This is a genomic window from Blattabacterium cuenoti, from assembly GCF_014251735.1.
GTDB lineage: Bacteria > Bacteroidota > Bacteroidia > Flavobacteriales > Blattabacteriaceae > Blattabacterium > Blattabacterium cuenoti_C.
Window position 1 is genome coordinate 452166 of sequence record NZ_CP059197.1, and the last position, 26044, is coordinate 478209.

Annotated in this window: 20 protein-coding genes and 1 tRNA gene; 13 read left to right on the forward strand and 8 right to left on the reverse strand. The window is 27.6% G+C overall.

Annotated elements, in window-relative coordinates:
- Positions 1–38: 38 nt before the first annotated feature.
- A complete protein-coding gene (locus H0H60_RS02230; protein ID WP_238784884.1) occupies positions 39–1709 on the reverse strand; it encodes an ABC transporter ATP-binding protein in 1671 nt (556 codons plus the stop codon).
- Between the two features lie 123 nt (positions 1710–1832).
- On the opposite strand from H0H60_RS02230, the gene nusB reads away from it, so the two are divergent.
- The 4 genes from nusB to H0H60_RS02250 are packed head-to-tail and all read left to right on the forward strand — an operon-like array spanning position 1833 to position 3891.
- Positions 1833–2795 carry a transcription antitermination factor NusB gene (gene nusB / locus H0H60_RS02235; protein ID WP_238784885.1) on the forward strand — a complete coding sequence of 321 codons (963 nt, stop codon included), beginning with the start codon at positions 1833–1835 and terminating at the stop codon, positions 2793–2795.
- Positions 2796–2841: 46 nt separating this feature from the next.
- The gene (gene yajC / locus H0H60_RS02240) at positions 2842–3177 is read left to right on the forward strand and encodes a preprotein translocase subunit YajC (protein ID WP_185862557.1); all 336 of its coding nucleotides are present in this window, start codon (positions 2842–2844) and stop codon (positions 3175–3177) included.
- Positions 3174–3791: a dephospho-CoA kinase gene (gene coaE, locus H0H60_RS02245; RefSeq protein WP_185862558.1), complete on the forward strand. Its 618-nt coding sequence runs from the start codon at positions 3174–3176 to the stop codon at positions 3789–3791. Before yajC ends, coaE begins: the two co-directional genes overlap by 4 nt.
- A complete protein-coding gene (locus tag H0H60_RS02250) occupies positions 3775–3891 on the forward strand; it encodes a 30S ribosomal protein THX (RefSeq protein WP_185862559.1) in 117 nt (38 codons plus the stop codon). The genes coaE and H0H60_RS02250 overlap by 17 nt, the downstream gene beginning before the upstream one ends.
- Here the strand turns inward: H0H60_RS02250 and H0H60_RS02255 are convergent.
- Entirely contained in the window at positions 3888–4580 is a 693-nt protein-coding gene (locus H0H60_RS02255; RefSeq protein ID WP_185862560.1) for a zinc metallopeptidase, read from the reverse strand. The two genes, H0H60_RS02250 and H0H60_RS02255, sit on opposite strands and share 4 nt — an antisense overlap.
- A 106-nt stretch (positions 4581–4686) precedes the next feature.
- Between H0H60_RS02255 and H0H60_RS02260 the strand changes: the two genes are divergently transcribed.
- Positions 4687–5976 carry an NAD(P)/FAD-dependent oxidoreductase gene (locus tag H0H60_RS02260; protein WP_185862561.1) on the forward strand — a complete coding sequence of 430 codons (1290 nt, stop codon included), beginning with the start codon at positions 4687–4689 and terminating at the stop codon, positions 5974–5976.
- Here the strand turns inward: H0H60_RS02260 and H0H60_RS02265 are convergent.
- Both H0H60_RS02265 and H0H60_RS02270 read right to left on the reverse strand, forming a co-directional pair.
- Positions 5963–7021, reverse strand: coding sequence for a chorismate-binding protein (locus H0H60_RS02265; protein ID WP_185862562.1), 1059 nt, complete (start codon positions 7019–7021; stop codon positions 5963–5965). The genes H0H60_RS02260 and H0H60_RS02265 overlap by 14 nt on opposite strands.
- Positions 7009–7461 carry a PaaI family thioesterase gene (locus H0H60_RS02270; RefSeq protein WP_185862563.1) on the reverse strand — a complete coding sequence of 151 codons (453 nt, stop codon included), beginning with the start codon at positions 7459–7461 and terminating at the stop codon, positions 7009–7011. The genes H0H60_RS02265 and H0H60_RS02270 overlap by 13 nt, the downstream gene beginning before the upstream one ends.
- Positions 7462–7722: 261 nt before the next feature.
- Here H0H60_RS02270 and H0H60_RS02275 point away from each other — a divergent pair, with 261 nt between their 5' ends.
- From H0H60_RS02275 to miaA, 7 genes are all read left to right on the forward strand, one after another.
- Positions 7723–8265: an isopentenyl-diphosphate Delta-isomerase gene (locus tag H0H60_RS02275; protein WP_185862564.1), complete on the forward strand. Its 543-nt coding sequence runs from the start codon at positions 7723–7725 to the stop codon at positions 8263–8265.
- 19 nt (positions 8266–8284) lie between these two features.
- Complete coding sequence (locus H0H60_RS02280; RefSeq protein WP_185862565.1) at positions 8285–8695, forward strand: 6-pyruvoyl trahydropterin synthase family protein; 411 nt, start codon at positions 8285–8287, stop codon at positions 8693–8695.
- The gene (gene gcvT / locus H0H60_RS02285; RefSeq protein ID WP_185862981.1) at positions 8685–9791 is read left to right on the forward strand and encodes a glycine cleavage system aminomethyltransferase GcvT; all 1107 of its coding nucleotides are present in this window, start codon (positions 8685–8687) and stop codon (positions 9789–9791) included. The genes H0H60_RS02280 and gcvT overlap by 11 nt, the downstream gene beginning before the upstream one ends.
- A 138-nt stretch (positions 9792–9929) precedes the next feature.
- Positions 9930–11174 carry an MATE family efflux transporter gene (locus H0H60_RS02290; protein ID WP_238784921.1) on the forward strand — a complete coding sequence of 415 codons (1245 nt, stop codon included), beginning with the start codon at positions 9930–9932 and terminating at the stop codon, positions 11172–11174.
- An 89-nt stretch (positions 11175–11263) separates the two neighbouring features.
- Positions 11264–12892, forward strand: a complete 1629-nt coding sequence (locus H0H60_RS02295) for a DEAD/DEAH box helicase (RefSeq protein ID WP_185862566.1) — start codon at positions 11264–11266, stop codon at positions 12890–12892.
- 10 nt (positions 12893–12902) lie between these two features.
- A complete protein-coding gene (aroC, locus tag H0H60_RS02300) occupies positions 12903–13982 on the forward strand; it encodes a chorismate synthase (RefSeq protein ID WP_185862567.1) in 1080 nt (359 codons plus the stop codon).
- Positions 13979–14917: a tRNA (adenosine(37)-N6)-dimethylallyltransferase MiaA gene (miaA, locus tag H0H60_RS02305; protein ID WP_185862983.1), complete on the forward strand. Its 939-nt coding sequence runs from the start codon at positions 13979–13981 to the stop codon at positions 14915–14917. The genes aroC and miaA overlap by 4 nt, the downstream gene beginning before the upstream one ends.
- Here miaA and H0H60_RS02310 read toward each other — a convergent pair.
- Together H0H60_RS02310 and H0H60_RS02315 are read right to left on the reverse strand one after the other, a co-directional pair.
- A tRNA-Val gene (locus H0H60_RS02310) sits at positions 14877–14952 on the reverse strand. The genes miaA and H0H60_RS02310 overlap by 41 nt on opposite strands.
- Positions 14953–14981: 29 nt before the next feature.
- Positions 14982–16283, reverse strand: a complete 1302-nt coding sequence (locus tag H0H60_RS02315; protein WP_185862568.1) for a bifunctional folylpolyglutamate synthase/dihydrofolate synthase — start codon at positions 16281–16283, stop codon at positions 14982–14984.
- A gap of 82 nt (positions 16284–16365) precedes the next feature.
- Here H0H60_RS02315 and glnS point away from each other — a divergent pair, with 82 nt between their 5' ends.
- Entirely contained in the window at positions 16366–17991 is a 1626-nt protein-coding gene (gene glnS / locus H0H60_RS02320) for a glutamine--tRNA ligase (RefSeq protein WP_238784887.1), read from the forward strand.
- Here the strand turns inward: glnS and rpoC are convergent, their stop codons facing one another.
- Positions 17992–22230 carry a DNA-directed RNA polymerase subunit beta' gene (gene rpoC, locus H0H60_RS02325; protein WP_185862569.1) on the reverse strand — a complete coding sequence of 1413 codons (4239 nt, stop codon included), beginning with the start codon at positions 22228–22230 and terminating at the stop codon, positions 17992–17994.
- On the reverse strand, positions 22227–26042 hold the full coding sequence (gene rpoB, locus H0H60_RS02330; RefSeq protein ID WP_394366734.1) for a DNA-directed RNA polymerase subunit beta: 3816 nt from the start codon (positions 26040–26042) through the stop codon (positions 22227–22229). Before rpoB ends, rpoC begins: the two co-directional genes overlap by 4 nt.
- Between the last annotated feature and the right edge of the window lie 2 nt (positions 26043–26044).

The window sequence follows — 26044 nt, forward strand, 5'->3', positions numbered from 1 at the left end:
ACACTACTTTTCCTGAAATTATTATAAATAATTTTTCTCTAAAAAAAGATACTAGGATTTCCTATTTTAGATATTTTTCCATTTTTTAAAACAATAATAAGATCAAAATCAGATATATAAGATATATCATGCGTAATAATGATAATAGTGCTATTTCTCATATCCTCTTTTATATAACGAATGATTGATTTTCTAGTTTTTTGATCTATAGCAGAAAAACTATCATCAAATATAAGAATACTTGGATTCCTTATAATAGCTCTAGCTATACATATTCTTTGCTTTTGACCTCCAGATAAAGTCATTCCTCTTTCTCCTATAACAGTATCATATCCATCTTTAAAATTAAGAATATCATCTTCTATCATAGCCTTTTTGGCTGCATCATAAACTTTATTAGGTTCTACTTTTTCTATGCATCCTAAAGCAATATTATTATAAATAGAATCCGAAAATAAAAAAGATTCTTGAGGAACGTAACCTATTTTACTTCGAAAATTATAAAGATCATGATTTTTCAAAGATAAATTATCGATAAGAATTTCTCCTTTATAAGGATCATATAAACGGGAAATCAATTTTCCTATAGTTGTTTTCCCAGATCCTGTTTCTCCAGTCAATATTAAAGTTTTTCCTTTTGGAATAGTAAAAGATACTTTACTTATAGTTTTCGTAGCTTGATCTTTTCTATTATAATAAATAAAGCTAACATTTTTAAATTGAACTTTTCCAAGTATTTTGGTTTTTATTAAATTATTATCATTAAATATTTCAGGCGTTTCTTTTAAGAATTCATTAATACGTAATTGTGATACTTTTGCTCTTTCTACAATAGAAACTACCCATCCTAAAATAATAAAAGGAAAAATCAAAACATTTATATATGTAAAAAATTCTGCAATAGTTCCTATTTCTCTTATTTCTCCGTTAAAATATTTTTTACCTCCAAAAAAAAGGATTAATAAATGACTTGTTCCAATAAGAAAAATAATAACAGAAGATAGAATGGTATCAATTTTAGCTAATTCTATATTTCTATTTCGATATTCCAATATAATTTTTTTATGTTTTTCTTGAAAAAACTTTTCAGATACAAATGATTTAATTACTTGAATACCAGAAAAAGTTTCTTGCATAAAAGAACAAATAAGAGATTGATAATTTTGTACTTCTTCACTTTTCTTGGTTATGTAAATGCTAATATAATAAATGGAAATAAAAAGGATAGGTATAGGTAAAATTACATAAAAAGTTAATGTTCTATCTATACGAAACATTTGTATGAAAACCATTAAAAATAAAACTACAAGATTAATAAAATACATCACTCCTGGACCTATATACTGTCGTATAAAAGAAACGTCTTCCGTAAGACGATTCATTAAGTCCCCTGTTGAATTTTTTTTATAAAAAGATAAATTTAACTTTTGATAATGTGAAAAAATTTCATTTTTTATATCAAATTCAATCATCCTAGATGTAGTAATAATACATTGTCTCATATGATATTTTACAAATCCACCTATAATTGGGATTATCAATATAATACCTGTATATATACAGATTTCTACTTCTAAATTTGAATAAGTTTTTGTATCATGTTTTGAAAAACTTATGAAAAGATTTTTAATGGTATTAACAGATTTTCCTATATATGGAATGGGTAACAAAGTTAAAACATTGGATATTAAAATCAATATGAACCCCATGCATAAACGCGATTTATATTTACGAAAATATTTCTTACTAAAATGCAGTAAACCCCCCATACAGAAGACAAAAATACAAACTTTTTAAGTTTCACTTTTTATTTATATAATTGCAAAAATTGCATGCCTACATTATTGTATAATAAAAAATTTATGCCATTAAAAAAAATGTTAATTAGGCGATATTTTAGAATAAGAAGTTTGCAATTTTTATATGCTCAGCATTTGTCTAAGATGGATTCAAGTAAAGTAGAAGAAAACATGCTTCGAAGTATTGATGAATTACATGATTTATATATTTATCTTCTTCATTTAATATTAAAAATTAGAGATAAAGCACTAAAAATAAATCAGCTTCAGCCTAAAAATAATAAAATTAGTCCTGTACAAAGGATTGCATATAATTCTGTAATAAAAATATTATCTAATAATAAATATTTGTTAGAATATGATAATTCTGAAAAAATTTTATGGGAAAAACAAGATCAGTACGTTCTTTTTTTATTAAAGGAAATACAAAAATCTAATTTTTGTGATATTCAAGAATATAATTTTTCTTTTGAAAAAGATAAAAGCTTTCTTATAAAATATTACAAAAATTTTGTTATTCCTAATAAAAAATTAATAGAATACATAGAAGATATATATATAAATGGATCAAATGATTTATATATAGCACATATGATGGTATGTAAAACTTTACAATTTATTCAATTATCTACTCCGAAAAATTTTAAATTATATAATGTTTATAGAAACGATGAAAATAAAAAATTTCTCGTAAACTTATATAGAAACACAATTTTTCATAAAAATGAATTCAATGAATTAATTAATAATATATCCAATAATTGGAATATAGAAAGGATAGCTGTAATTGATTTAATTATATTACAAATGGCTATTTGTGAATTCTTATACTTTCCAAGTATTCCTCCAAAAGCAACTATGAATGAATACATAGAAATTGCTAAAATTTTTTGTATGGATAAAAGTAAAATTTTTATTAATGGCATTTTAGATCAAGTATTTAAATTATTGCATAAAAACAACAAAATTTTCAAAGTAGGAAAAGGATTGAAGTAATTAATTTATTCTTATGTTTACTCATTTTATATTAAACTTTTATTTTATGTTTTCCATACTACTACAACAAAATCCTATAACAAGTACTCTTTGGATGTTTGCTTTAATATTTATTGTATTTTATTTTTTCATGATACGTCCACAAATACGAAAACAAAAAATAGAAAAGAAATTCCAGGAAAATATAAAAAAAGGAAATTATATAGTAACGAATTCAGGAATACATGGAAAAATTATAGAAGTCACAGATTACTTTTATATATTAGAAACCATTGTAGGAAAAATAAAACTTGAAAGAAATACTATATCTAAAGAATTAACTCAATTACGTTATGGAAATACTATTAGTGGAACAACAACACCTAAAATAGAAAAAAAATGAAATATTTTTTAATAGGAATTACCGGAAAAATGGGTTCTGGAAAAAGTCTATTTTCCTCTTTCTTCGAGAAAAAAGGAATTCCTGTTTATTCCTCTGACAAAAGGGGAAAAATATTAATGAACAAAATTGATAATATCAAAAAAAATATCATAAAATTTTTTGGAAAAAAATCCTATGAAAAAAATAGAATAAACACCAATTTTTTATCTGAAAAAGTATTTCAAGATCCTATTGCATTAAAATTATTATGTTCCATTGTTCACCCTTGGGTTTTTTTAGATTTTAAAAATTGGATTTTATCTCAAAAAAAAAATTTATATTTCATCAGAGAATCTGCTCTTTTGTTTGAAAGTGGAGCATATAAAAACTGTGATTTAATTATAACTTTAACTTCTCCTATAGAAATAATGATTGAAAGAGTAATGAAAAGAGACAATTTAAAAGAAGATCAAATTATGAACCGTCTTAATGTTCAAATTTCTAACAGAGAAAAAATAAAACATTCTCATATAATCATTGAAAACATTCAAGATATTTCTTTTTTAGAAAAGGAAGCAAAAAAAATACATAAAGAAATTATTTCAAAAATTTATAAAAATGGGAAAAGGAGATAAAAAAACTAGAAGAGGAAAAATAAGAAATAAAACATATGGAAATCTTCGTCCGAACCCAAGAAATGCTGCTAGTGCTAAAAAGAAAAAAAAGAACAATTAATCATCTTTCTTGTCGCTAAAAATAGACATAAAATATATTAATTGAGCCAAACTTCCTAACGCGGAAACTACATATGTCATAGAAGCCCATTTCAGAGAATCTTTTGCAGTGTCATATTCTTGATATGAAACTATATTTTTATTTTTTAACCAACTTAAAGCCCTTTTGCTTGCGTCAAATTCTATTGGAAGAGTAATAAAAGAAAAAAGCACAGCCAAGGAAAATAAACCTATTCCTAATTGGAGAAGAAATGCATTCTTTCCCCCTGAACTATAGAAAATCGCAAGTCCAGACATAAGAACTAAATTTGTGAATCTAGAACTAAAATTTAAAATAGGAACTAATTGATTCCGTAATTTTAACATATTGTAACCTAATTTATGCTGCAATACATGACCACATTCATGAGCAGCTACAGCAGCCGCAGCTGCTGTTTTATCATGATAAACCCTTTCACTTAAATTAACTGTTTTATTCATCGGATTATAATGATCTGTTAATTCTCCTTCAACAGATATAACGCTAACATCATAAATTCCATTATCAGTTAACATTTTTTCTGCTATTTCTTTTCCACTCATATGATTGTGCAAATACAGTTCAGAATAAATTCTAAATTTATTTTTTAATATTCTACTAACAATAACACTAACAAAAAATGTGATGCCAACAATCCAATAGTAAGTCATAAAAAATACAGATCTATTTTTTTATTAACAAAATTATTAATTTATTAATTAAAATGAAAATATAAATTTTATAAATTTAGAAATTCATAACGTCAAACTTTTAACCATGAATATCCCAACAGTAAACAATCTAAAAAGAGTCGTGATTATTGGTGCAGGATTTGCTGGTTTACAAGTTGCAAAAAAATTGAAAAGAGATAAGTTTCAAGTAGTACTTATAGATAAAAATAATTATCACACTTTTCAACCTTTATTATATCAAGTAGCTACAGCAGGTTTAGAACCAGATTCTATCGCACATTCTATTAGAACAATTATCAAAAAAACGAAAAACTTCTTTTTTAGACTAGCTAATGTTCATTATATCAATACAGAAAAACAAAAAATATATACAAATGTTGGAGACTTATTTTATGATTATTTAATTATGGCCACTGGTTCAGTTACCAATTATTTTGGAAATAAAAATATTGAACATTTTGCTTTACCTATGAAATCCATTCCAGAAGCTTTAAATTTAAGAAGTCTCATATTACAAGATTTTGAATCTGCTTTACTTACTAAAGATTCTAAAGAAAGAGAAAGACTTATGACTTTTGTTATTGTTGGTGGTGGTCCTACTGGAGTAGAATTAGCAGGAGCATTAGCAGAAATGAAAAAATACGTATTACCACACGATTATCCAGATTTGGATATTCAACGTATGAATATACATTTATTGCAAGCTACTCCTAGATTATTAGACGGAATGTCGGAAGAATCTGCAAAACAAGCTTTTAAAAATTTAAAAGAATTAGGAGTCAATATTTGGTTAGATTGCTTGGTTAAAGATTATGACGGAAAAATTGTTTTTATAAATGCAAATAAAAGCATAGAATCTGCTAACGTTATATGGGCCGCTGGAGTAAAAGGTGCTATTATAAAAGGATTTATTAAAGAAGATATAGAAGGACAAAGAATTTTGGTGAATGATTATTTAAAAGCTTTAAGATATAAAAATATTTTTGCTATTGGCGATGTTGCCTACATGATCAAAAATCCATCTTATCCAAATGGACATCCCATGATGGCACAACCAGCTATCCAACAAGGAAATTATTTAGCGAATAATTTCAACCGTTTTTTAGAAAAAAAACAGATAAAACCATTTCGATATAAAAATTTAGGAACTATGGCTACCATTGGTAGAAATAAAGCGGTATGTGATTTTCCATATTTTAAATTAAAAGGTTTTTTGGCATGGATTGTTTGGATGTTCGTTCATTTAGTTAGTTTAGTAGGTTTTAGAAATAGGGTTATCGCATTAATGAATTGGGTGATTCAATATTTTCATTATAATAAAAGTGTAAGACTTATTATAAGACCATTTCATAGAAAAAAAATTAATCAAAAATAAAATTAGAAAGAATGTTTTTGAATTTGTTTTCTGTTTCAGCATATTCTTTATTAACATCACTATCCTTTGTTATTCCACTTCCTGCATATAAAACAATTTCTTTTTTATCCATTTTTATCTTTGCACACCTTAAGTTAAGATATAATTCTATTTTATTCCCTCCATCATAAACAGGACCAAAATAACCTGTATAGAAATCTCTTTGATATCCTTCATATTTCTGTATATAATCTAAAGAATTTTTCTTAGGAAATCCACATATAGAAGGTGTAGGAGACATCTCGTATAGTATTTTAAAATAATTTGGTTTTTCTAAAAAAGAAAAACTAATAGGCGTTTCTAAATGATGTAGATGACCCATATTCAAAATTCTAGTTTTTTCTACACAAATATTTCCAGAAAATTTTTTAAAAAAATTAACAAGATATTTTATTACCACGTTATGCTCTTTTACTTCTTTATTTGTCCATTTATGATTACCCCAAATTGTACCAGCTAATGCTACAGTTTTTAACTCTTTATTATAACATTTTACTAGTAGTTCCGGAGATGCCCCTAACCAAAAACCGTGATTAAAGTCATACCATAGAGTAATAAATGCATTTGGATAGGAATATATAAGCTTCTGAAAAGTTTCCTTCAAATATAAATTATGAAATGGAATCTTCATATATCTAGATAAAACTACTTTTTCAAAATCTTTATTCTTTTTTATGGTTTCGATAGCTTTTTCAATCGAATTCTTATATTTTTTTGAATAGATTAATAAAGAAGATTCCAAATTTCGTAATGGAGAAATGAAATGACACATTTCTTTGGAATATTCTATGTCCATAGAATAAATTGTTTTTGTATAAATTTTTATAACAGTATTTTGATTAAAACTGACAATTAAAAAAAAATTATTTTCTTTTTTAGATTTCTCATCTTGAGAAAATAAATAAATTTTTTTCTCATAGGGTTTTTTAAAAAGTACAAAACTTCTATTGTCCCAATAATTTTGGATTATTTTTTTATATAAATTAATCACATTTATATTTGCCATTTTACAATTCTTGTTTCTTTTTTTGGAATTATTATATTAGTCATTTTGCAATGACTAATCTTATCATTTTTTTCATTATAAATATTAATTTGAATAAAGTGAATAGTTTTTCCTTTATGAATTAACTTTGCTTTAGCGAAAATGACACCGCCTTTTCTGACTTTTTGTATATGATTTGCTGAAATTTCAATATTAAAGACATTAAAAACGTTTTTATTTACATTGATAACAGACAAAGAACTTCCAACACTTTCAGCTAGTGCTATTGTAGCACCACCATGAAGAAAACCTATAGGTTGTAATTTTTTTCTATTTACGGGCATTTTTGCTACCAAAAAATTTAATCCTAAATAAATGTATTTTATTTGAAGAGTGTTCATTAATGTATTTTTTCTTAGACTATTTAATTCTTTTAATATTTTTTTATTTTTTTTTTCCATAATTTCAAAGTTCCTAACATCATTGTTAACTTTCTAGTTTTATTAATTTTAAACTAAACAATTACAATGTAAAAATAATAGATTCATATTCTAATTATGAAAGCTAAAAAATATATGACAAAACGTTACTCATGGATACAAAAATGTATAGAAAAAACTTATACATCTAATTATGAATTGCTATTACCCAACAAAATATATTTCCATACTAATACTATACTATATAGATAGTTCATATATTTGCCCGTTAAAAAATCAAACATGACGAGAAAACAAGAGGATTTTATTCCTTTGATAGGAAACAAAAATAAAATTATTGGTTTTGAAAAAAAAGAAAAGATTCATGAAAAGGGATTATTACACAGTGCTGTATCTGTTTTTGTATTTAATAAAAAATATAGAAAATATGATAATATGTTGTTAATGTTGCAAAAAAGATCCTCAGAAAAATATCACTCTTCACTTTTATGGACTAATACCTGTTGTAGTCATCCTAGAAAAGATGAATCTGTTTTGACAGCTGCACATCGTTGTTTAATAGAAGAAATGGGTTTTGATTGTTTTCTAGAAAATAAATTTTGTTTTACCTATCATGAATTATTAAATAATGGATTAATAGAAAATGAATTAGATCACGTATTTGTAGGATATTATGCATATTCTCCTGTTATTAATTCTAAAGAAGTAGATAATTGGAAATGGATGACTATAAAAGAATTAATAAAAGATATTCAACTTAATCCGAATTCTTATACCATTTGGTTAAAAATTATTATCAAAAATTATTTACTAAAATTAATTTAGATTTAAAAAAAATTTAATTATGGAAGCAACTATAAGTAGAAAAGGACATTTTAGTGCTGCACATAGACTATGCAATCCTCAATGGGATTATCATAAAAATATTGAAGTATTTGGAAAATGCGCTTATTTAAATTATCATGGACATAATTATGAGTATATAGTAAGTCTTACAGGAAAGATAAATCCGGAAACTGGATTTGTTTTCAGTTTACAAAAATTAAAAAACATCCTTTCTAAAGAAATAGAAGAACTTTTTGATCACAAAAATATCAACCTAGACATTAAAGACTTCTCAAAAATTAATCCTACCGCAGAAAATATTGCTATTTTTTTATGGAATCGAATAAAAAAGAAAATATCGTCTAACTTGCATTTAAAAGTAACTTTATATGAAACAAAAAATAATTTTGTAGAATATGATGGATCATAATGTAAAAAAAACAGCTCTATATAACAGTCATATAAAATTAGGAGCTAAAATAATTCCTTATTCTGGTTTTTATATGCCTCTTCAATATGTTTCTTCATTAATAGAACATATGGCTGTAAGGAAAAATGTTGGCATTTTTGACGTAAGTCATATGGGTAAATTTATTTTAAAAGGAAAAAATTCTCATAATCTTTTGCAATACCTTACAACTAATGATCTGTCTAATATAAAAACAGGTCAAGCTCAATATTCTTGTTTAATCAATAACTTAGGAGGAATTATAGATGATTTAGTCATTTACAAAATTTCAGAAGAAGAATTTTTACTTATAGTTAATGCAACTAATATTGAGAAAAATAAAAAATGGATAAATGATCATTTTAATTATCAAGATTTAGCATTTACAGATTATTCTCATGAATATTCTCTTTTAGCTATCCAAGGGCCAAAATCTTTGTCTTCTATTCAAAAATTAACCAACATTTCTTTATCTAAAATTCCTTTTTATTGTTTTGAAATAGGAAAATTTGCACAAATAGATGATGTTTTGATATCTCGTACAGGATATACTGGATCTATAGGAGTAGAAATTTATATACGTAATGAATATGCAGAAAATATTTGGAATGAAATTCTAAAAATAGGAAAAATTTTTCAAATAACACCTTGTGGAATAGCAAGTAGAGATTCTTTGAGATTGGAGATGGGATATCGTTTATATGGTCATGAATTATCTGAAAATATAACGCCTATAGAAGCTGGATTATCTTGGATTACCAAGTTTAACAAAAAATTTATAGGAAGAGAAATATTGTATAAACAAAAAAAAGAAGGCAACTATAAAAAGTTTATATCTTTTCTTGTAGAAGAAAAAGGAAAAATACCTAGATCAGGATATTTTTTGAAAGATGAAAAAAATTTGATAGTTGGAAGAGTCACTTCTGGTGTATATTCTCCAGTATTAAAAAAAGGAATAGGATTAGGATACATAACAAAAAATAATTGGGATTTAGACAAACATTCTATTTTTGTTTCAATAAGAGAAAATAATATTCCCATTAAGATAATCAAACTTCCCTTCATAAAAAAAACATAAAAACATTTCGTATTTCCTTAATTTAAAAATATCCAAAGTATAACATATTTACAACATATCAAAAAAAATTTTTTATTGGCCATTCCTGTTTCTTTTACTCAATTAGGAGTCATATGTGTTAGTTTTTCTGATAATATCATGGTAGGTTTTTTAGGAAAAAAAGCTTTAGCATCAGTTTCATTAGCCAATGCTGTTTTTTTTATTGTCATTATTTTTGGACTTGGAATATCCACCTCAATCTCTTCTTTGATAGCATCTTTGGATGCTAAACATGAATATAAAAAAGGAGCCATGATTTTTTATCATGGTCTAATTCTTAATTTTTTCTTGTCAATTATTATGTACGTTTTTATACATGTTTTTTTTTATGTGATTCCATATTTAGGACAACCTCAAGAAATTTTAAATGATACCATATCTTTTTTAAGAATTACAGCTTTATCTTTTATTCCGTGGATGGCTTTCGAAGTTTTTCGAAAGTTTTCCGAAGGATTATCTTTAGTTTTTCCTAGCCTAATTATTACTTGGGTTTCGGCTATTGTTAACATAATATTAAATTATTCATTTATCAACGGATATTATGGATTTCCAAATTTAGGAATAAGGGGAATAGCTTATGCTACTTTGATTTCTCGTATCACTATGCTTATAGGTCTTTATCTTCTATTATATAAGTATAAAAAAGTTCGTATTTATTACAAGTACTTTCATTATTTCTTTAAAAAAGAATATTTTGAAAAAATTTTGAGAATTGGAATTCCTTCTGGACTACATATGTTATTTGAAATGAGTACTTTTTCTATATCTTCTTTTATTACTGGAAAATGTGGGATCAAAGAATTAGCAGCACATCAAATAGTAATTAGTCTTGTTTCGTCTACTTTTCTTTTAAGTACAGGATTTTCTGTGGCAGCAACAGTAAGAATAGGAAATCAATTAGCATTAAAAAATTATTCTGAATTAAGAAAAATAGGATGGTCTATTATATTTATGGGCATGACATTCATGTTATTATGCAGTTTTTTATTTGTTTTATTTAGAAATCATATTCCATATATATACATAAAAAACGACAATGAAGTCGTTCATATAGCAGAAAAAATGATTATTATTGCTAGTATTTTTCAATTATTTGACGGATTACAAGGAATAATTATTGGAGCTTTAAGAGGCATACAAGATGTAAAAATTCCTATGTGGATAAGTTTTTTTTCTTATTGGATTGTGGCGTTGCCCATTGCATGGATTTTTTCTATATATCTTAAGATGGGGGGGAAAGGAGTTTGGACGGGTTTAGGAATCGGTCTCACTATATCCTCTATGCTATTGATGATAAGATATGAAACTATAACCAAAAGACTCATAAAAATGAATAATAATTGAATCTTTATTAAAGATTAAATATCTATATTTGTTGGAATATGTATTATACAAAATCTTGATTAAGTGTTCTTAATTAATTTCATTCGTTTATGAAAACATTCAAAGATTATAATTTTTTAAACGATAAAATTATTCAAGCTTTAGAAGATATAGGAATAAAAACTCCTACACCTATACAAAAAAAAGTTATTCCATATTTGTTAAAATCAGGAAAAGATTTAATAGCATTGGCACAGACTGGTACTGGAAAAACAGCTGCTTTCGGATTGCCTATCATACAAAAAATAAATTTAGAATTTCGTTTTCCTCAAGCATTAATCTTATGTCCGACAAGAGAACTTTGCATACAGATAACACGTGATCTTTCTCGTTTTTCTAGATATATTTCATTAATAAAAATTATTCCATTATATGGAGGTGTTAGTATCGATAATCAAATATTATCTTTACAAAAAGATGCTCATATTATTGTCGGAACTCCAGGTAGAATTATTGATTTAATGAAAAGAAAAAAACTACATTTATCCGATATAAAATATTTAGTACTTGATGAAGCAGATGAAATGTTAAATATGGGATTCAAAGAAGAATTAGATTCCATTATTATAAAATTACCGAAAAAAAGACAAAGTTTACTATTTTCTGCTACGATGTCTAAATATATGAATGGAATAGCACATGATTATTTAATAGATCCTAGAGAAATTATTACAGGAAAACGAAATGTAGCATCTGATGATGTAAAACATATTTATTACATAGTAAGCAATCAAAATAAATATCTTGCTTTAAAACGTATCGTAGATATCAATCCGGATATTTATGGAATTATTTTTTGTAAAACTAGAAAAGAAACTAGAGAAATAGCAGAATGTTTAATACAAGATGGTTATAACGCGGATGCTCTTTATGGAGATCTGTCTCAATCACAACGAGAATCCGTTATGAACCGATTTAGAAAAAGAATTTTACAATTTCTTGTGGCAACAGATATAGCAGCACGCGGTATAGATGTAAATGATGTCACTCATGTAATCAACTATAATATTCCAGATGAAAGTGAAATTTATGTACATAGGAGCGGTCGAACAGGAAGAGCTGGAAATACGGGAATTTCTGTTTGTATCATTCGTTCTAAAGAAACCAGAAATTTACGAGAATTTGAAAAAAAAATAGGAAAAAGTTTTGAGAGAATTATGATTCCTTCTGGTGAGGAAGTATGTAAAAAAAAACTCTTTCATTTTATAGAAAAAGTAAAAGAAGCAGTAGTGGATGAACAATCTATGAAAACATTTCTTCCAGAAATACAAAAAAAATTGGAATTATTTGATCGGGAAGAATTAATTAAACGTTTTTCTTGGATAGAGTTTGATCGTTTTTTTTCTTATTACAAAGATTCTAAGAATTTAAACAATTCTATTTTTTCTTGCAAAAACAAGCATTCTACAAAAAGAAAATTTTTGTCAAAAAGAATGAAAAAAGAATCTTTTTCAAAACTTTTTCTAAATATAGGATATAAAGATAATTTAACAAAGTTAGGCCTGATTAATTTAATCAATCAAGCAGTTAATAATTCACGTATTAATATTGGAAATATAGAAATATTATCCAATTTTTCTTTATTTGAAGTAGAAAAACGTTATCAAAAAAAAATATTAATAGGAATGAGTAGAATCCATCATTTTGGAAAACCTATTTCTATAGAAATAAAAAATTAAAATTTGATTTATGGCTGGTAATATTTTTGGGAATTTATTTAGAGTTACTACTTTTGGAGAAAGCCATGGAAATGCTCTAGGAGGCATTATTGATGGATGCCCTGCTGGAATAGAATTAAATTTTGAAGAAATTCAAAATGAATTAAATCGAAGAAGACCAGGTCAATCCTCTATTGTTACTCAAAGAAATGAACCGGACAAAGTAAATTTTCTTTCTGGAATTTTGGACAATAAAACTACAGGAACTCCTATTGGATTTGTTATCTATAATAAAGATCATCAATCCGATGATTATAGACATATTCAAAACATATATCGTCCTTCTCATTCAGATTTTACCTATGAAAAAAAATATGGAATAAGAGATTATAGAGGAGGTGGACGTTCTTCTGCACGTGAAACAATATGTAGAGTCGTAGCTGGATCCATTGCTAAACAACTAATAAAAGATATCAAGATCACATCTTATGTTTCTTCCGTTGGTAACATATCCATCAACAAACCTTATCAAGATTTGGACTTATCAAAAATAGAAGAAAGTCCTATCAGATGTCCTGATTCATATACTGCAGAAAAAATGATATCTTTAATCCGTAAAATTCAGAAAAAAGGAGATACCATAGGTGGAACTATCACCTGTGTTGTAAAAAATGTTCCAGTAGGGATCGGAGAACCAGTTTTTAACAAATTACATGCTGAATTGGCAAAAGCTATGCTTTCTATTAATGCTGTAAAAGGTTTTGAATATGGTAGTGGATTTTTTGGATCGGAGTTGACTGGATCCAAACATAATGATTTATTTAATAGTGACGGAACTACTAAAACGAATTTTTCCGGAGGTATTTTAGGTGGAATATCAAATGGAATGGATATTTATTTTAGAATAGCATTTAAACCTGTAGCTACAATAATGCAAAAACAAAAAACTATAGATAAAAAAGGAAATTTAGTTTTTATGGAAGGAAAGGGGAGGCATGATCCATGTGTACTTCCTCGTGCTATTCCAATTGTGGAATCTATGACTGCTTTAGTTTTAGCAGATTATTGGATGTATAGAAAATTATCTAAATATTCTTCAATAAGGAATTGAAATCATACCTTCTAATTTTTATTTTAGGTCCAACTAGCGTTGGAAAAACGTCTATATCCATTTTTTTAGCAAAAAAATTAAAAACTGAAATTTTGTCTTGTGATTCTAGACAATTTTATCAAGAACTAAAAATAGGATCTTCTAGACCTACTGTAAAAGAACTTGAATCTATTCCACATCATTTTATAGGACATTTAACTATTCATCAGTCTTATAATGCTAAATGTTTTGAGAAAGATTCATTAAAAAAAATGAAACAATTATTTAAAAAATATTCCGTTTTGATTATGGTTGGAGGATCTGGATTATATGAAAAATCGATAACAGAAGGGTTGTCAGATATTCCGAATATTGATTTAAATATTAGAAATGATCTAATCTATAATTTCAAAAATAAAGGAATTGTTTTTCTTCAAAAAGAAATTCATAAATTATCCTCTATCCCTACAAATATAGATATGAATAATCCAAGACGTTTAATAAGATATTTGGAAATAATTAAATCTACAGGAAAAAATCCTTCTTTCTTTTTTAAAAAGAAAAATTTAAGATTTTTTTCAATCCTAAAAATTGGATTAACTTTGCCAAGAGATGAGATCTATTTTAGAATAAATAATAGAGTAGAAAAAATGATTCAAATGGGATTATTAAAAGAAGCTTATAGATATTATCCTCACAGACATTTAAATAGCTTATGCACTATCGGATATAAAGAAATCTTTGATTTTTTATCATCTAAAAATAAACACTCATTCCATGAAACAATAGAAGAAATAAAAAAAAACACCAGAAAATATGCAAAAAGACAATTAACTTGGTATCGAAAAGATCCTTCTATTACATGGTTTCATCCAAAAGACAAAGAAAAAATATTTTCTTTTATTAAAGCAAAAATGGGCAATACTGGATTTGAACCAGTGACCTCCTGCTTGTAAAACAGATGCTCTAAACCATGCTGAGCTAATTGCCCTAAAAATATTTTCAAATGTAAAGAAAAATTTATAAACTTAATAAAGCTTCAGATACAGTAAAAGTACTTCCACTTATTAAAATTAAATCTTTTTTTTTAGCTTTAGATTTTGCTGATAAAAAAGCTGTTTTTACAGAAGAATAAAAGTACATCTTTTGGTTATTTTTTAACATATTTTTTGCCAAAATTTTTAAATTTTCAATAGAAAATTTTCTTTCTATATTAGGTTGACAAAAGTAGTAATAAGCATTAACAGGAAAATATTTTAATAATCTTTCCACTTTTTTTTCTTTTACAAAACCTAATACTAAATGCAGATTTTCATAGGATTCTTTTTTCAATTGTTTATTGATTATAAGAATACCTTCTTCATTATGAGCAATATCACAAATAATTTTCGGATCCAATCGTTGTAATATCTGCCAACGTCCTCTAAAATTAGTATTTTCAATAACTTTTTTTAATCCGTTCTTTATAGATTCATTCGAGACTATTACATTTTTTCTTTTTTGCAAAATGTCTATAGTTTTTAATACTATAATTCTATTCAATTTTTGATAATCAGCTTCAAAAGGCATTTGATATTTTGAATAATCTTTTACATTTTTTGAAAAATATATGGGAGCATTTTTTTTTAAAGCTTCTTTAAAAAAAACAAATTGAATCTCTTTAGATATTTCGCTACCAATTATAACCGATATGTTCTTTTTTATAATTCCTGCTTTTTCGAAAGCTATTTTTAATCTATTGTTTCCTAATGATTCTGTATGATCTTCACTGATACTAGTAATAATAGAAATTTCAGGATTTATAATATTAGTAGAATCTAAACGGCCACCCATTCCTACTTCAATAATAGCTAAATTCACTTTTTTTTCCTTAAAATATTGAAACGCTAATGCCGTATTCATTTCAAAAAATGACATTTTTTCTTTCTCAATAATTTTCTTATTGTCTGCAATAAAATTGATAATGAAATCTTTTTCTATTAAAATACCATTACAGCTAATTCTCTCTCTAAAGTCTATTAAATGAGGAGAAGTAAATAAACCTATATTATATCTTTCTTCTTGCAAGATAGAAGATAACATATGCACTGTTGATCCTTTCCCATTAGTTCCTCCAACATGAATGCTTTTAAAAAAATTTTGTGGATTTCCTAAATAAGAACAAAAGAATTCTATTCTTTTCAAACCAGGTTTATAGGATTTTAATCCTGTTTTTTGATAAATGGGAAGACGGTTAAAAATCCATTGAATAGTTTCAGAGTAATTCACTAAAAGTATAAGTTTAATAATATGGCAAAAATAGATTTTTTTAAAAAAAATCATTAAATTTACAAAATGGTATAAGCTTACACTTTTAATAATAAAAACACATCTGCACTTCATTGAAAAAATTATAGAGGAAGATTTGAAAAGAGGTTTTTCTATTGAAAAAATTAAATTTCGATTTCCTCCAGAACCAAATGGATTTCTTCATATTGGACATGTTAAAGCTATATATCTGAATTTTGAATTAGGAAGGAAGTACAAAGCACCTGTATATTTAAGATTTGACGATACGAATCCTATTGGAGAAGAAAACAAATTCGTAGAATCTATCAAAGAAGATATCCGATTTTTGGGATTTAAATGGCATAAGGAATGCTATGCTTCGGATTATTTTCAAAAGCTTTATGAATGGGCTGTCGAACTTATTAAAAAAAATAAAGCTTATGTAGACGATCTACCTAAGAAAATTATACAAAGTCAAAGAAAAACTCCTTTTGAAGATGGGGTAAACAGTATATATCGTAATAGATCTGTAAATGAAAATTTGTATTTGTTCGAAAGAATGAAAAATGGATTTTTTGAAGAAAAATCATGTGTTTTAAGAGCTAAAATAAATATGAAATCTTCAAATATGAATATGCGAGATCCAATCATGTATAGAATTTTGAAAAAAAAACATCCTCGTACTAAAAATGAATGGTGTATTTATCCTACTTATGACTGGACTCATGGTCAATGTGATTATATTGAACAAATATCTCATTCTTTATGTTCTTTAGAATTTGAAAATAGACGTCCATTATACAATTGGTATTTAGATCAAATTTGTGAAAACAATAAAATAAGACCAAAACAAATAGAATTTTCAAGACTAAATATGAGCCATACTATAACTAGTAAAAGAAAAATTCAATACTTGATTGAAAACAACATTATCCAATCATGGGATGATCCACGTCTTTTAACTATATCTGGATTGCGTCGTAGGGGATACACATCTTTAGCTATAAACAATTTTATTCAACAAATAGGAGTAACAAAAAGAAAAAATATTATTGATACCTCTCTTTTAGAATTTAGAGTTAGAGAACATTTGAATAAAATTGCATCTAGAGTAATGGTAGTATTAAAACCAATAAGATTAGTTATTGATAATTATTCTATAAATCATACCGAATGGATGGAAGCAGAGAATAATCCAGAAAATACTAAATACGGATGTAGAAAAATTCCTTTTTCAAAATTTTTGTATATTGAGAAATATGATTTTCTAGAAAAAAAAGCAAAAAAATTTTTTAGACTTTCAATTGGACATGAAGTAAGACTTAAAAATGCTTATATCATTAAAGCAAATTCTGTAGTAAAAGATTCTAATGGAAAAATAGAAGAAATACATTGTACTTATGACCCAAAAAGTCAATCTAGAAAATTAAGAAAAAATGAAGATAAAAAAAGAGTAAAAACTACCTTACACTGGATTTCTATAAAACATTCTATTCCGATAAAAATACATCTGTATCATCCTCTTTTTTCAATAAAAGATCCAGACAAAGAAAATTTTAAAGAACACATAAACTCAAAATCTATAGAAAAAATTATCGCCTATGCAGAACCTTCCTTGCAAAATGCTAAAATAGGGGATCATTATCAATTCCAAAGAATTGGATATTTCTATGCAGATATCAATCCAAATAATAAAGAAGAATTAATCTTTCATAAAACAACTTCTATTAAAGATCAATGGAAAAAAATAAATAAAAAGTGATTACAAAATTTCTACATCTGGATTTTCATATTCTCTTAATCCGGTTCCTGCAGGTATTTTATGTCCGACAATTACATTTTCTTTTAATCCATATAAATGATCAGTCTTACTGCTTATAGCTGCTTCACTTAGAACTTTAGTTGTTTCTTGAAAAGAAGCTGCAGATATAAAAGATTTAGTCTGCAAAGCGGCTTTGGTTATCCCTTGCAATATAGGTCTAGCAGTAGCTGGTATAGCACTTCTAGTTTTTATCAACTTCTTATTTTTATATTTTAAAACGGCGTTTTCATTCCGAAAATCTCTATAACTAATCAAATCTCCAGATTTAAAATTTGAAGAATCTCCAGGATCTTCAACTACTCTCATTTGAAAAATTCTATCATTTTCCTCTATAAAATCATCTTTATATTCAATATTTCCTTCTAAAAATTTAGTATCTCCTACTTCAATCACTTCTACTTTACGCATCATTTGCAAAACAATCACTTCAAAGTGTTTGTCGTTAATTTTTACACCTTGTAAACGATATACTTCTTGTATTTCTTTCACCAAATATTCTTGAACAGCTCTTGGTCCCCTTATATTTAAAATATCATTCGGAGTAACTGCTCCATCGGATAAAGGCATTCCTGCTTTCACATAATCATTCTCTTGAACTAAAATTTGATTAGAAAGCTTTACTAAATACTTTCTAATTTCTCCTGTTTTAGATTCTACTATAATTTCTCTATTTCCTCTTTTTATTTTTCCATGACTAACTATTCCATCCATTTCTGATACTACAGCTGGATTAGAAGGATTACGTGCTTCAAACAGTTCAGATAAACGAGGTAATCCTCCTGTAATATCTCCAGAAGATTTAGCAGATCTTCTAGGCACTTTAACCAAAATTTTTCCTATTTTTATTTTTTCTTGATCTTCTACCATTAAATGAGCACCTACTGGTAAATTGTAAACTTTCAATTCTTCATCATTTTCATCCAAAATTTTTAATGTAGGTATTAAATTTTTATTTCTTACTTCTGTAATTACTTTTTCTTGAAATCCAGTTTGCTCATCTATTTCTACTTGAAATGTCTCCCCCTGTTCTAAATGTTGATAAGATATTTTTCCAGCATACTCTGCAACAATAACGGCATTATACAAATCCCACTGACAAATTTTGTCTCCTTCTTTTAACTTATCTCCATGTTTAACATATAAAGTAGCTCCATAAGGAATATTATTAATCATTAAAATGGATGACTTGTTTTCATTGAATAGTTTCATTTCTGTAGAACGAGAAACAACCACTCCAACTTTTTCTCCATAATCATTTTTAGTTTGAACAGTTTTTAAATCTTCAAATTCTATAATTCCATCATATTTTGCTCGTATCTGTGAAGATTCTGTTATGTTTCCAGCAGTACCTCCAACATGAAAAGTACGTAAAGTTAATTGCGTTCCAGGTTCTCCAATAGATTGAGCAGCAATAACTCCTACGGCTTCACCTTTTTGAACTATTTTTCCTGTAGATAGATTACGTCCATAACATTTAGAACAAATACCCATCTTAGCTTCACAAGTAAGAGGAGAACGTACTTCTACGAATTCTATTCCAGATTTCTCAATTAAGTCTGCTATTATTTCATCAATCATTTTTCCAGAAGAAACTATTAATTCATTATTTTTCGGATGAAAAAGATCGTTCAAAGATATACGTCCTAAAATTCTATCAAATAAAGTTTCAACTACTTCTTCGTTCTTTTTTAATGCTGATATTTCTAAACCACGTAACGTATTACAATCTTCCATTTTTATAATTACATCTTGAGCTGCATCTACTAAACGTCTTGTCAAATATCCGGCATCTGCTGTTTTTAACGCTGTATCCGCTAGTCCTTTACGAGCTCCATGAGTAGATATAAAATATTCTAAAATAGAAAGACCCTCTCTAAAATTAGACAAAATAGGATTTTCAATGATTTCTCCACCAGAAGATCCTGCTTTCTGAGGTTTAGCCATTAATCCACGCATTCCAGAAAGCTGACGAATTTGTTCCTTGGATCCCCTTGCTCCAGAATCTAACATCATATATACGGGATTAAAACCATGTCTATCTTCACGCATATGCTTCATTACTTTTTCTGTTAACATGGCATTTGTATTTGTCCATATATCAATAACTTGATTATAACGTTCGTTATTTGTTATTAACCCCATATTATAATTTATTTTCACATTATCCACTTGTTTAATAGCATGATTTACCATGTTTTTTTTATCACTTGGAATAATAATATCTCCTAATCCAAAAGAAAGACCACCTTTGAAAGCATTGTAAAATCCTAATTCTTTGATGTCATCTAAAAATTTTGCAGTAGTAGGAACATCTGTTAAATGCAAAATTTTTCCAATAATTTCCCTTAAAGATTTTTTTGTAAGGGATTCATTAATAAATCCCACTTTTTTAGGAACAACTTGATTAAACAATACTCTCCCTACAGTAGTTTCTATCAATTGATCAGACAAAGTATTTTTATTTCGAATACTAACTTTGACTTTTATTAATGCATGTAATTCTACTACATTTTGATTATATGCTATTTCTACCTCTTCCGGAGAATAAAAAGTAAGACCTTCTCCTTTTATTACATTCCTAGAACTTGAAGCTAAAGGTTTAGTCATATAATATAAACCTAATACCATATCTTGAGACGGAACAGTAATAGGAGAACCATTAGCAGGATTTAAAATATTCTGAGAAGCTAACATAAGAAGTTGAGCCTCTAAAATAGCTCCAGAAGATAAAGGAAGATGAACAGCCATTTGATCTCCATCAAAATCTGCGTTAAAAGCAGCACAAACTAAAGGATGTAATTGAATCGCTTTACCTTCTATCAATTTAGGCTGAAAAGCTTGAATTCCTAATCTATGTAAAGTCGGTGCTCTATTCAATAAAACAGGATGTCCTTTCAATACATTTTCTAAAATATCCCAGATCATAGGATCTCTTTTATCTATGATTTTTTTAGCAGATTTTACAGTTTTTACAATACCCCTCTCAATTAATTTTCGTATAACAAAAGGTTTATAAAGTTCAGCAGCCATATCTTTAGGAAGTCCACACTCTTGTAATTTTAAATGAGGTCCTACTACAATAACTGAACGAGCAGAATAATCCACTCTTTTTCCAAGAAGATTTTGTCTAAAACGACCTTGTTTCCCTTTTAATGAATCAGATAATGATTTTAAAGGACGATTTGCCTCAGATTTCACTGCAGATACTTTTCTTGAATTATCAAAAAGAGAATCTACAGCTTCTTGAAGCATTCTTTTCTCATTTCGTAAAATAACTTCAGGGGCTTTAATTTCTATAAGCCTTTTTAAACGATTATTTCTTATAAGAACACGACGATATAAATCCGTCATATCAGAAGCAGCATAACGACCTCCATCTAGAGGAACAAGAGGACGTAATTCAGGAGGAATAACAGCTAAAATATGAATAATCATCCAAGAAACATTTCCGCCATTTCTTTTTCCCTCTCTAAAAGATTCTACGACTTGTAAACGTTTTAAAGCTTCAATACGTCTTTGTTTAGAAGTTTCGTTATGAGCTTGATTTCTCAGATCAACAGATAATTGATCTAAATCTAAACGGTTTAAAAGATCCTCTATACACTCAGCACCCATCTTAGCTATAAACTTGTTAGGATCTGTATCTTCTAAATAAAAATTTCCTTTTGGAAGTTTATTTAAAACATATAAATACTCTTCTTCCGTAAGAAAATCTCCTCTTTGAAAAAAAGAACCATCTGAACGAGTAGCTAATCCTCCCTGAATCACTACATATCTTTCATAATAAATGATCATTTCCAGCTTTTTGGATGCTAATCCCAATAAATACCCTATTTTATTAGGAGAAGAACGAAAACACCAAATGTGTACCACAGGGACCACTAAATTAATATGTCCCATACGTTCTCTTCTTACCTTCTTTTCGGTCACTTCTACTCCACATCTATCACAAACAATCCCTTTATAACGGATTCTTTTATATTTTCCACAAGCACATTCATAATCTTTGACTGGACCAAAAATACGTTCACAAAAAAGACCATCTCTTTCTGGTTTATGAGTTCTGTAATTAATAGTTTCTGGCTTTAATACTTCTCCATGAGATTCTTTTAATATAGATTCTGGAGAGGCTAATCGAATAGTAATTTTATTAAATTTGTTATTTATTTTTCTATTCATTCTTCTAAATTAATATCCAATCCCAATCCTTTTAATTCATAACATAAAACATTAAAAGATTCCGGATTGTTGGGTTCTGGCATGGGATCACCTTTCACTATAGCTTCATAAGTTTTCGCTCTTCCTGCTACATCATCAGATTTGACAGTTAATATTTCACGTAAGATATTAGAAGCTCCAAAAGCTTCTAAAGCCCAAACCTCCATTTCTCCAAAACGTTGCCCTCCAAATTGAGCTTTACCTCCTAGAGGTTGTTGAGTGATAAGAGAATAAGGGCCTATAGAACGAGCATGCATTTTATCGTCAACCATATGACCTAATTTTAACATGTATATAACTCCTACTGTTGCTGGTTGATCAAATCTATCTCCTGTTCCTCCATCAAACAAATAAGTAGTTCCAAAACGAGGAATATCTGCTTTATCTGTAAACTCCGATATTTTTTCTATAGTAGCTCCATCAAATATAGGAGTAGAAAATTTAATATTTAACTTATAACCAGCCCAACCTAATACCGTCTCATATATCTGTCCAATATTCATTCTAGATGGAACTCCTAATGGATTTAAAACTATATCTACAGGACTTCCATCTTCTAAAAAAGGCATATCTTCCTCGCGAAGAATACGAGCTACTACACCTTTATTTCCATGTCTTCCAGCCATTTTATCTCCAACTTTCAATTTTCTTTTCTTTGCAATATAAACTTTAGCCATTTTAATAATACCAGAAGGCAATTCATCCCCAACTGTAATAGAAAATTTCTTGTGTTTCAACATACTATTTAAATCATTAACAGAAATTTGATAATTATGTAATATTTCTGATACAAGATTGTTAGTTTCTACATCATAAGTCCAATCTACAGGAGTACTTTCTATATAATCCGATATTTTATTAAGTAATTTTGCCGTGAATTTAGTTCCTTCTTCTATAATTTCCTGTTTTTTTTCATCAATAATAATTTTCTTAGAAGTTTTTCCATATAAAACAGTATGTAATTTTTGCAATAAATGATTTTTTAAATCAGAAAATTTTTTATCATATTCTTTTTCTATGCGCTCTAACTGTATTTTATCCTGAACTCTGGATTTTTTGTCTTTTATGCTACGAGTGAATAATTTTGTATCTATCACCACTCCAAATAAAGAAGGTTCTGCTCTTAAAGAAGCATCTTTAACATTTCCAGCTTTGTCTCCAAAAATAGCTCTCAACAATTTTTCTTCTGGAGTCGGGTCTGATTCTCCTTTAGGAGTGATCTTTCCAATCAAAATATCACCAGGTCTTACTTCCGCTCCTACTCGTATAATTCCATTTTCATCTAAATCTTTAGTAGCTTCTTCACTAACATTTGGAATATCATTTGTTAATTCTTCCATTCCTAATTTTGTATCACGTACGTCTAGAGAATACTCATCTATATGTATAGAAGTAAACCAATCTTCACTTACTACTTTTTCTGAAATTAAAACGGCATCTTCAAAGTTATACCCATTACATGGGATAAAAGCGGCTCTTAAATTTCTTCCTAAAGCTAATTCTCCATTTTCAGTAGCATATCCTTCACATAAAATCTGTCCTTTTACTACTTTCATTCCCTTTTTTACAATAGGTTTTAAAGTAATACATGTATTTTGATTAGTTTTCCTAAATTTTATCAAATCATAAGTTTTCACTTCAGGTTCAAAACTCACTAAAGCTCCTATTTCTGTTTTTTCATAACGTATGATTATTTTTCTTGCATCAAGATATTCTACAAATCCATTACTTTCTGCATTAATTAAAATACGAGAATCTATGGCTACCTGCTTTTCTAATCCGGTTCCTACAATTGGCGCTTCAGGTTTTAATAGTGGAACAGCTTGACGCATCATATTAGAACCCATGAGAGCTCTATTCGCATCATCATGTTCTAAAAAAGGAATTAAAGAAGCAGATATAGAAGCAATTTGATTAGGAGCCACATCTATATAATCCACTTGTTTTGGAGTGACTATAGGAAAATCACCATCTTCACGAGCTATTATTCTATCAGAAACAAAATTTCCATATTGATTGATAGCATTAGCTTGTGCTATAATTTTCCCTTCTTCTTCTTCTGCGCTTAAATATTTAACCTTAGATTTTAAATCCACTCTTCCATCATGAATAGATCGATAAGGAGTTTCTACAAATCCCATATCATTAATCTTTGCAAAAACAGAAAGGGAAGAAATTAAACCAATATTTGGACCCTCTGGGGTTTCAATAGGACATAATCTTCCATAATGGGAATAATTGACGTCTCTTACCTCAAATCCAGCTCTTTCTCTAGACAAACCTCCAGGACCTAAAGCTGATAATCTTCTCTTGTGAGTAAGTTCAGATAATGGATTTGTCTGATCCATAAATTGGGATAATTGATTAGTTCCAAAAAAAGTATTTATAACGGAAGACAATGTTTTTGCATTGATAAGATCTACTGGCATAAAAACTTCATTATCTCGAACATTCATTCGTTCTCTTATTGTTCTAGCCATTCTAGCTAAACCAATACTAAATTGTGCATAAAGCTGTTCTCCTACAGTTCTTACACGTCTATTAGAGAGATGATCGATATCATCAACCTCTCTTTTAGAATTGAATAAGGCATTCAAATGTTCAACTATAGCAATAATGTCTTCTTTAGTTAAAACTAAATAATCCGGATCAATATTCAATCCAAGACGTTTATTCAAACGATACCTACCCACAGGCCCTAAACTATATCTAGTATCAGAAAAAAAAAGTTTATCTATAACTCCTCTAGCCGTTTCTTCATCTGGAGGTTCTGTGTTTCTAAGCTGTCTATATATATATTCGACAGCTTCTTTTTCAGAATTAGTAGGATCTTTTTGCAGTGTATTATAAATGATAGAATAATCTTTCTTCTTTCCTTCCTTTTTATGCAATAAAATTGTTTTTATCTCATGTTGAATCATCAAATCAATATGCTCTTGTGTTATCGTGACATCTCTGTCTATCAAAACTTCATTTTTTTCTATAGAAATTACCTCTCCTGTATCTTCATCTACAAAATCTTCGTGCCAAATATTCAATATTCTAGCTGCTAAAACTCTCGATAAGATAGATTTTGTATTATCTTCTGTAATTTTTACTTCTTCTGCTAAATCAAATATTTCTAATATCTCTTTATCTCTTTCATATCCAATAGCACGAAGTAAAGTGGTCATAGGTAATTTTTTCTTTCTATCGATATAGGCATACATCACATTATTTATATCCGTAGCAAACTCAATCCAAGATCCTTTAAAAGGAATAATTCTTGCTGAATATAACTTCGTTCCATTAGCATGATGAGATTGTCCAAAGAATACTCCAGGAGAACGATGCAACTGGGATACTATAACACGTTCTGCTCCATTGAATATAAAAGAACCAGAATGGGTCATATACGGATATGTACCTAAATAAACATCTTGATGTACAGTCTCGAAATCCTCATGTTCAGGATCTGTACAATATAATTTTAATTTTGCTTTTAAAGGAACACTATAAGTTAACCCCCTTTCAATACATTCTTCTATAGAATATCTGGGGGCATCGATAGAATATCCTTTAAATTCTAAAACGAAGGAGTTCCTCGCATCAGAAATAGGAAAATTCTCTGTAAAAGCTTTAAACAAACCTTCATTTTTTCGATTTTCTGGTTTTGTATCTAATTGAAAAAATTCCTTAAATGATTTTATTTGAATATCCAAGAAATCAGGATACTCTACTTGTTTTGCCACAGAGGCAAAAGTTATTCTTTCTGAGACATTTTCTGTGTTCACCA

Coding starts and splice junctions, on each gene's coding strand:
- H0H60_RS02295 (WP_185862566.1), top strand. CDS start 11,264: ATGAAAACATTCAAAGATTATAATTTTTTAAACGATAAAATTATTCAA.
- rpoC (WP_185862569.1), bottom strand. CDS start 22,230: ATGAATAGAAAAATAAATAACAAATTTAATAAAATTACTATTCGATTA.
- H0H60_RS02265 (WP_185862562.1), bottom strand. CDS start 7,021: ATGGCAAATATAAATGTGATTAATTTATATAAAAAAATAATCCAAAAT.
- H0H60_RS02280 (WP_185862565.1), top strand. CDS start 8,285: ATGGAAGCAACTATAAGTAGAAAAGGACATTTTAGTGCTGCACATAGA.
- gcvT (WP_185862981.1), top strand. CDS start 8,685: ATGGATCATAATGTAAAAAAAACAGCTCTATATAACAGTCATATAAAA.
- H0H60_RS02260 (WP_185862561.1), top strand. CDS start 4,687: ATGAATATCCCAACAGTAAACAATCTAAAAAGAGTCGTGATTATTGGT.
- coaE (WP_185862558.1), top strand. CDS start 3,174: ATGAAATATTTTTTAATAGGAATTACCGGAAAAATGGGTTCTGGAAAA.
- yajC (WP_185862557.1), top strand. CDS start 2,842: ATGTTTTCCATACTACTACAACAAAATCCTATAACAAGTACTCTTTGG.
- H0H60_RS02255 (WP_185862560.1), bottom strand. CDS start 4,580: ATGACTTACTATTGGATTGTTGGCATCACATTTTTTGTTAGTGTTATT.
- H0H60_RS02270 (WP_185862563.1), bottom strand. CDS start 7,461: ATGGAAAAAAAAAATAAAAAAATATTAAAAGAATTAAATAGTCTAAGA.
- H0H60_RS02230 (WP_238784884.1), bottom strand. CDS start 1,709: ATGGGGTTCATATTGATTTTAATATCCAATGTTTTAACTTTGTTACCC.
- H0H60_RS02315 (WP_185862568.1), bottom strand. CDS start 16,283: ATGATTTTTTTTAAAAAAATCTATTTTTGCCATATTATTAAACTTATA.
- H0H60_RS02250 (WP_185862559.1), top strand. CDS start 3,775: ATGGGAAAAGGAGATAAAAAAACTAGAAGAGGAAAAATAAGAAATAAA.
- H0H60_RS02290 (WP_238784921.1), top strand. CDS start 9,930: ATGGTAGGTTTTTTAGGAAAAAAAGCTTTAGCATCAGTTTCATTAGCC.
- nusB (WP_238784885.1), top strand. CDS start 1,833: ATGCCTACATTATTGTATAATAAAAAATTTATGCCATTAAAAAAAATG.
- H0H60_RS02275 (WP_185862564.1), top strand. CDS start 7,723: ATGACGAGAAAACAAGAGGATTTTATTCCTTTGATAGGAAACAAAAAT.
- aroC (WP_185862567.1), top strand. CDS start 12,903: ATGGCTGGTAATATTTTTGGGAATTTATTTAGAGTTACTACTTTTGGA.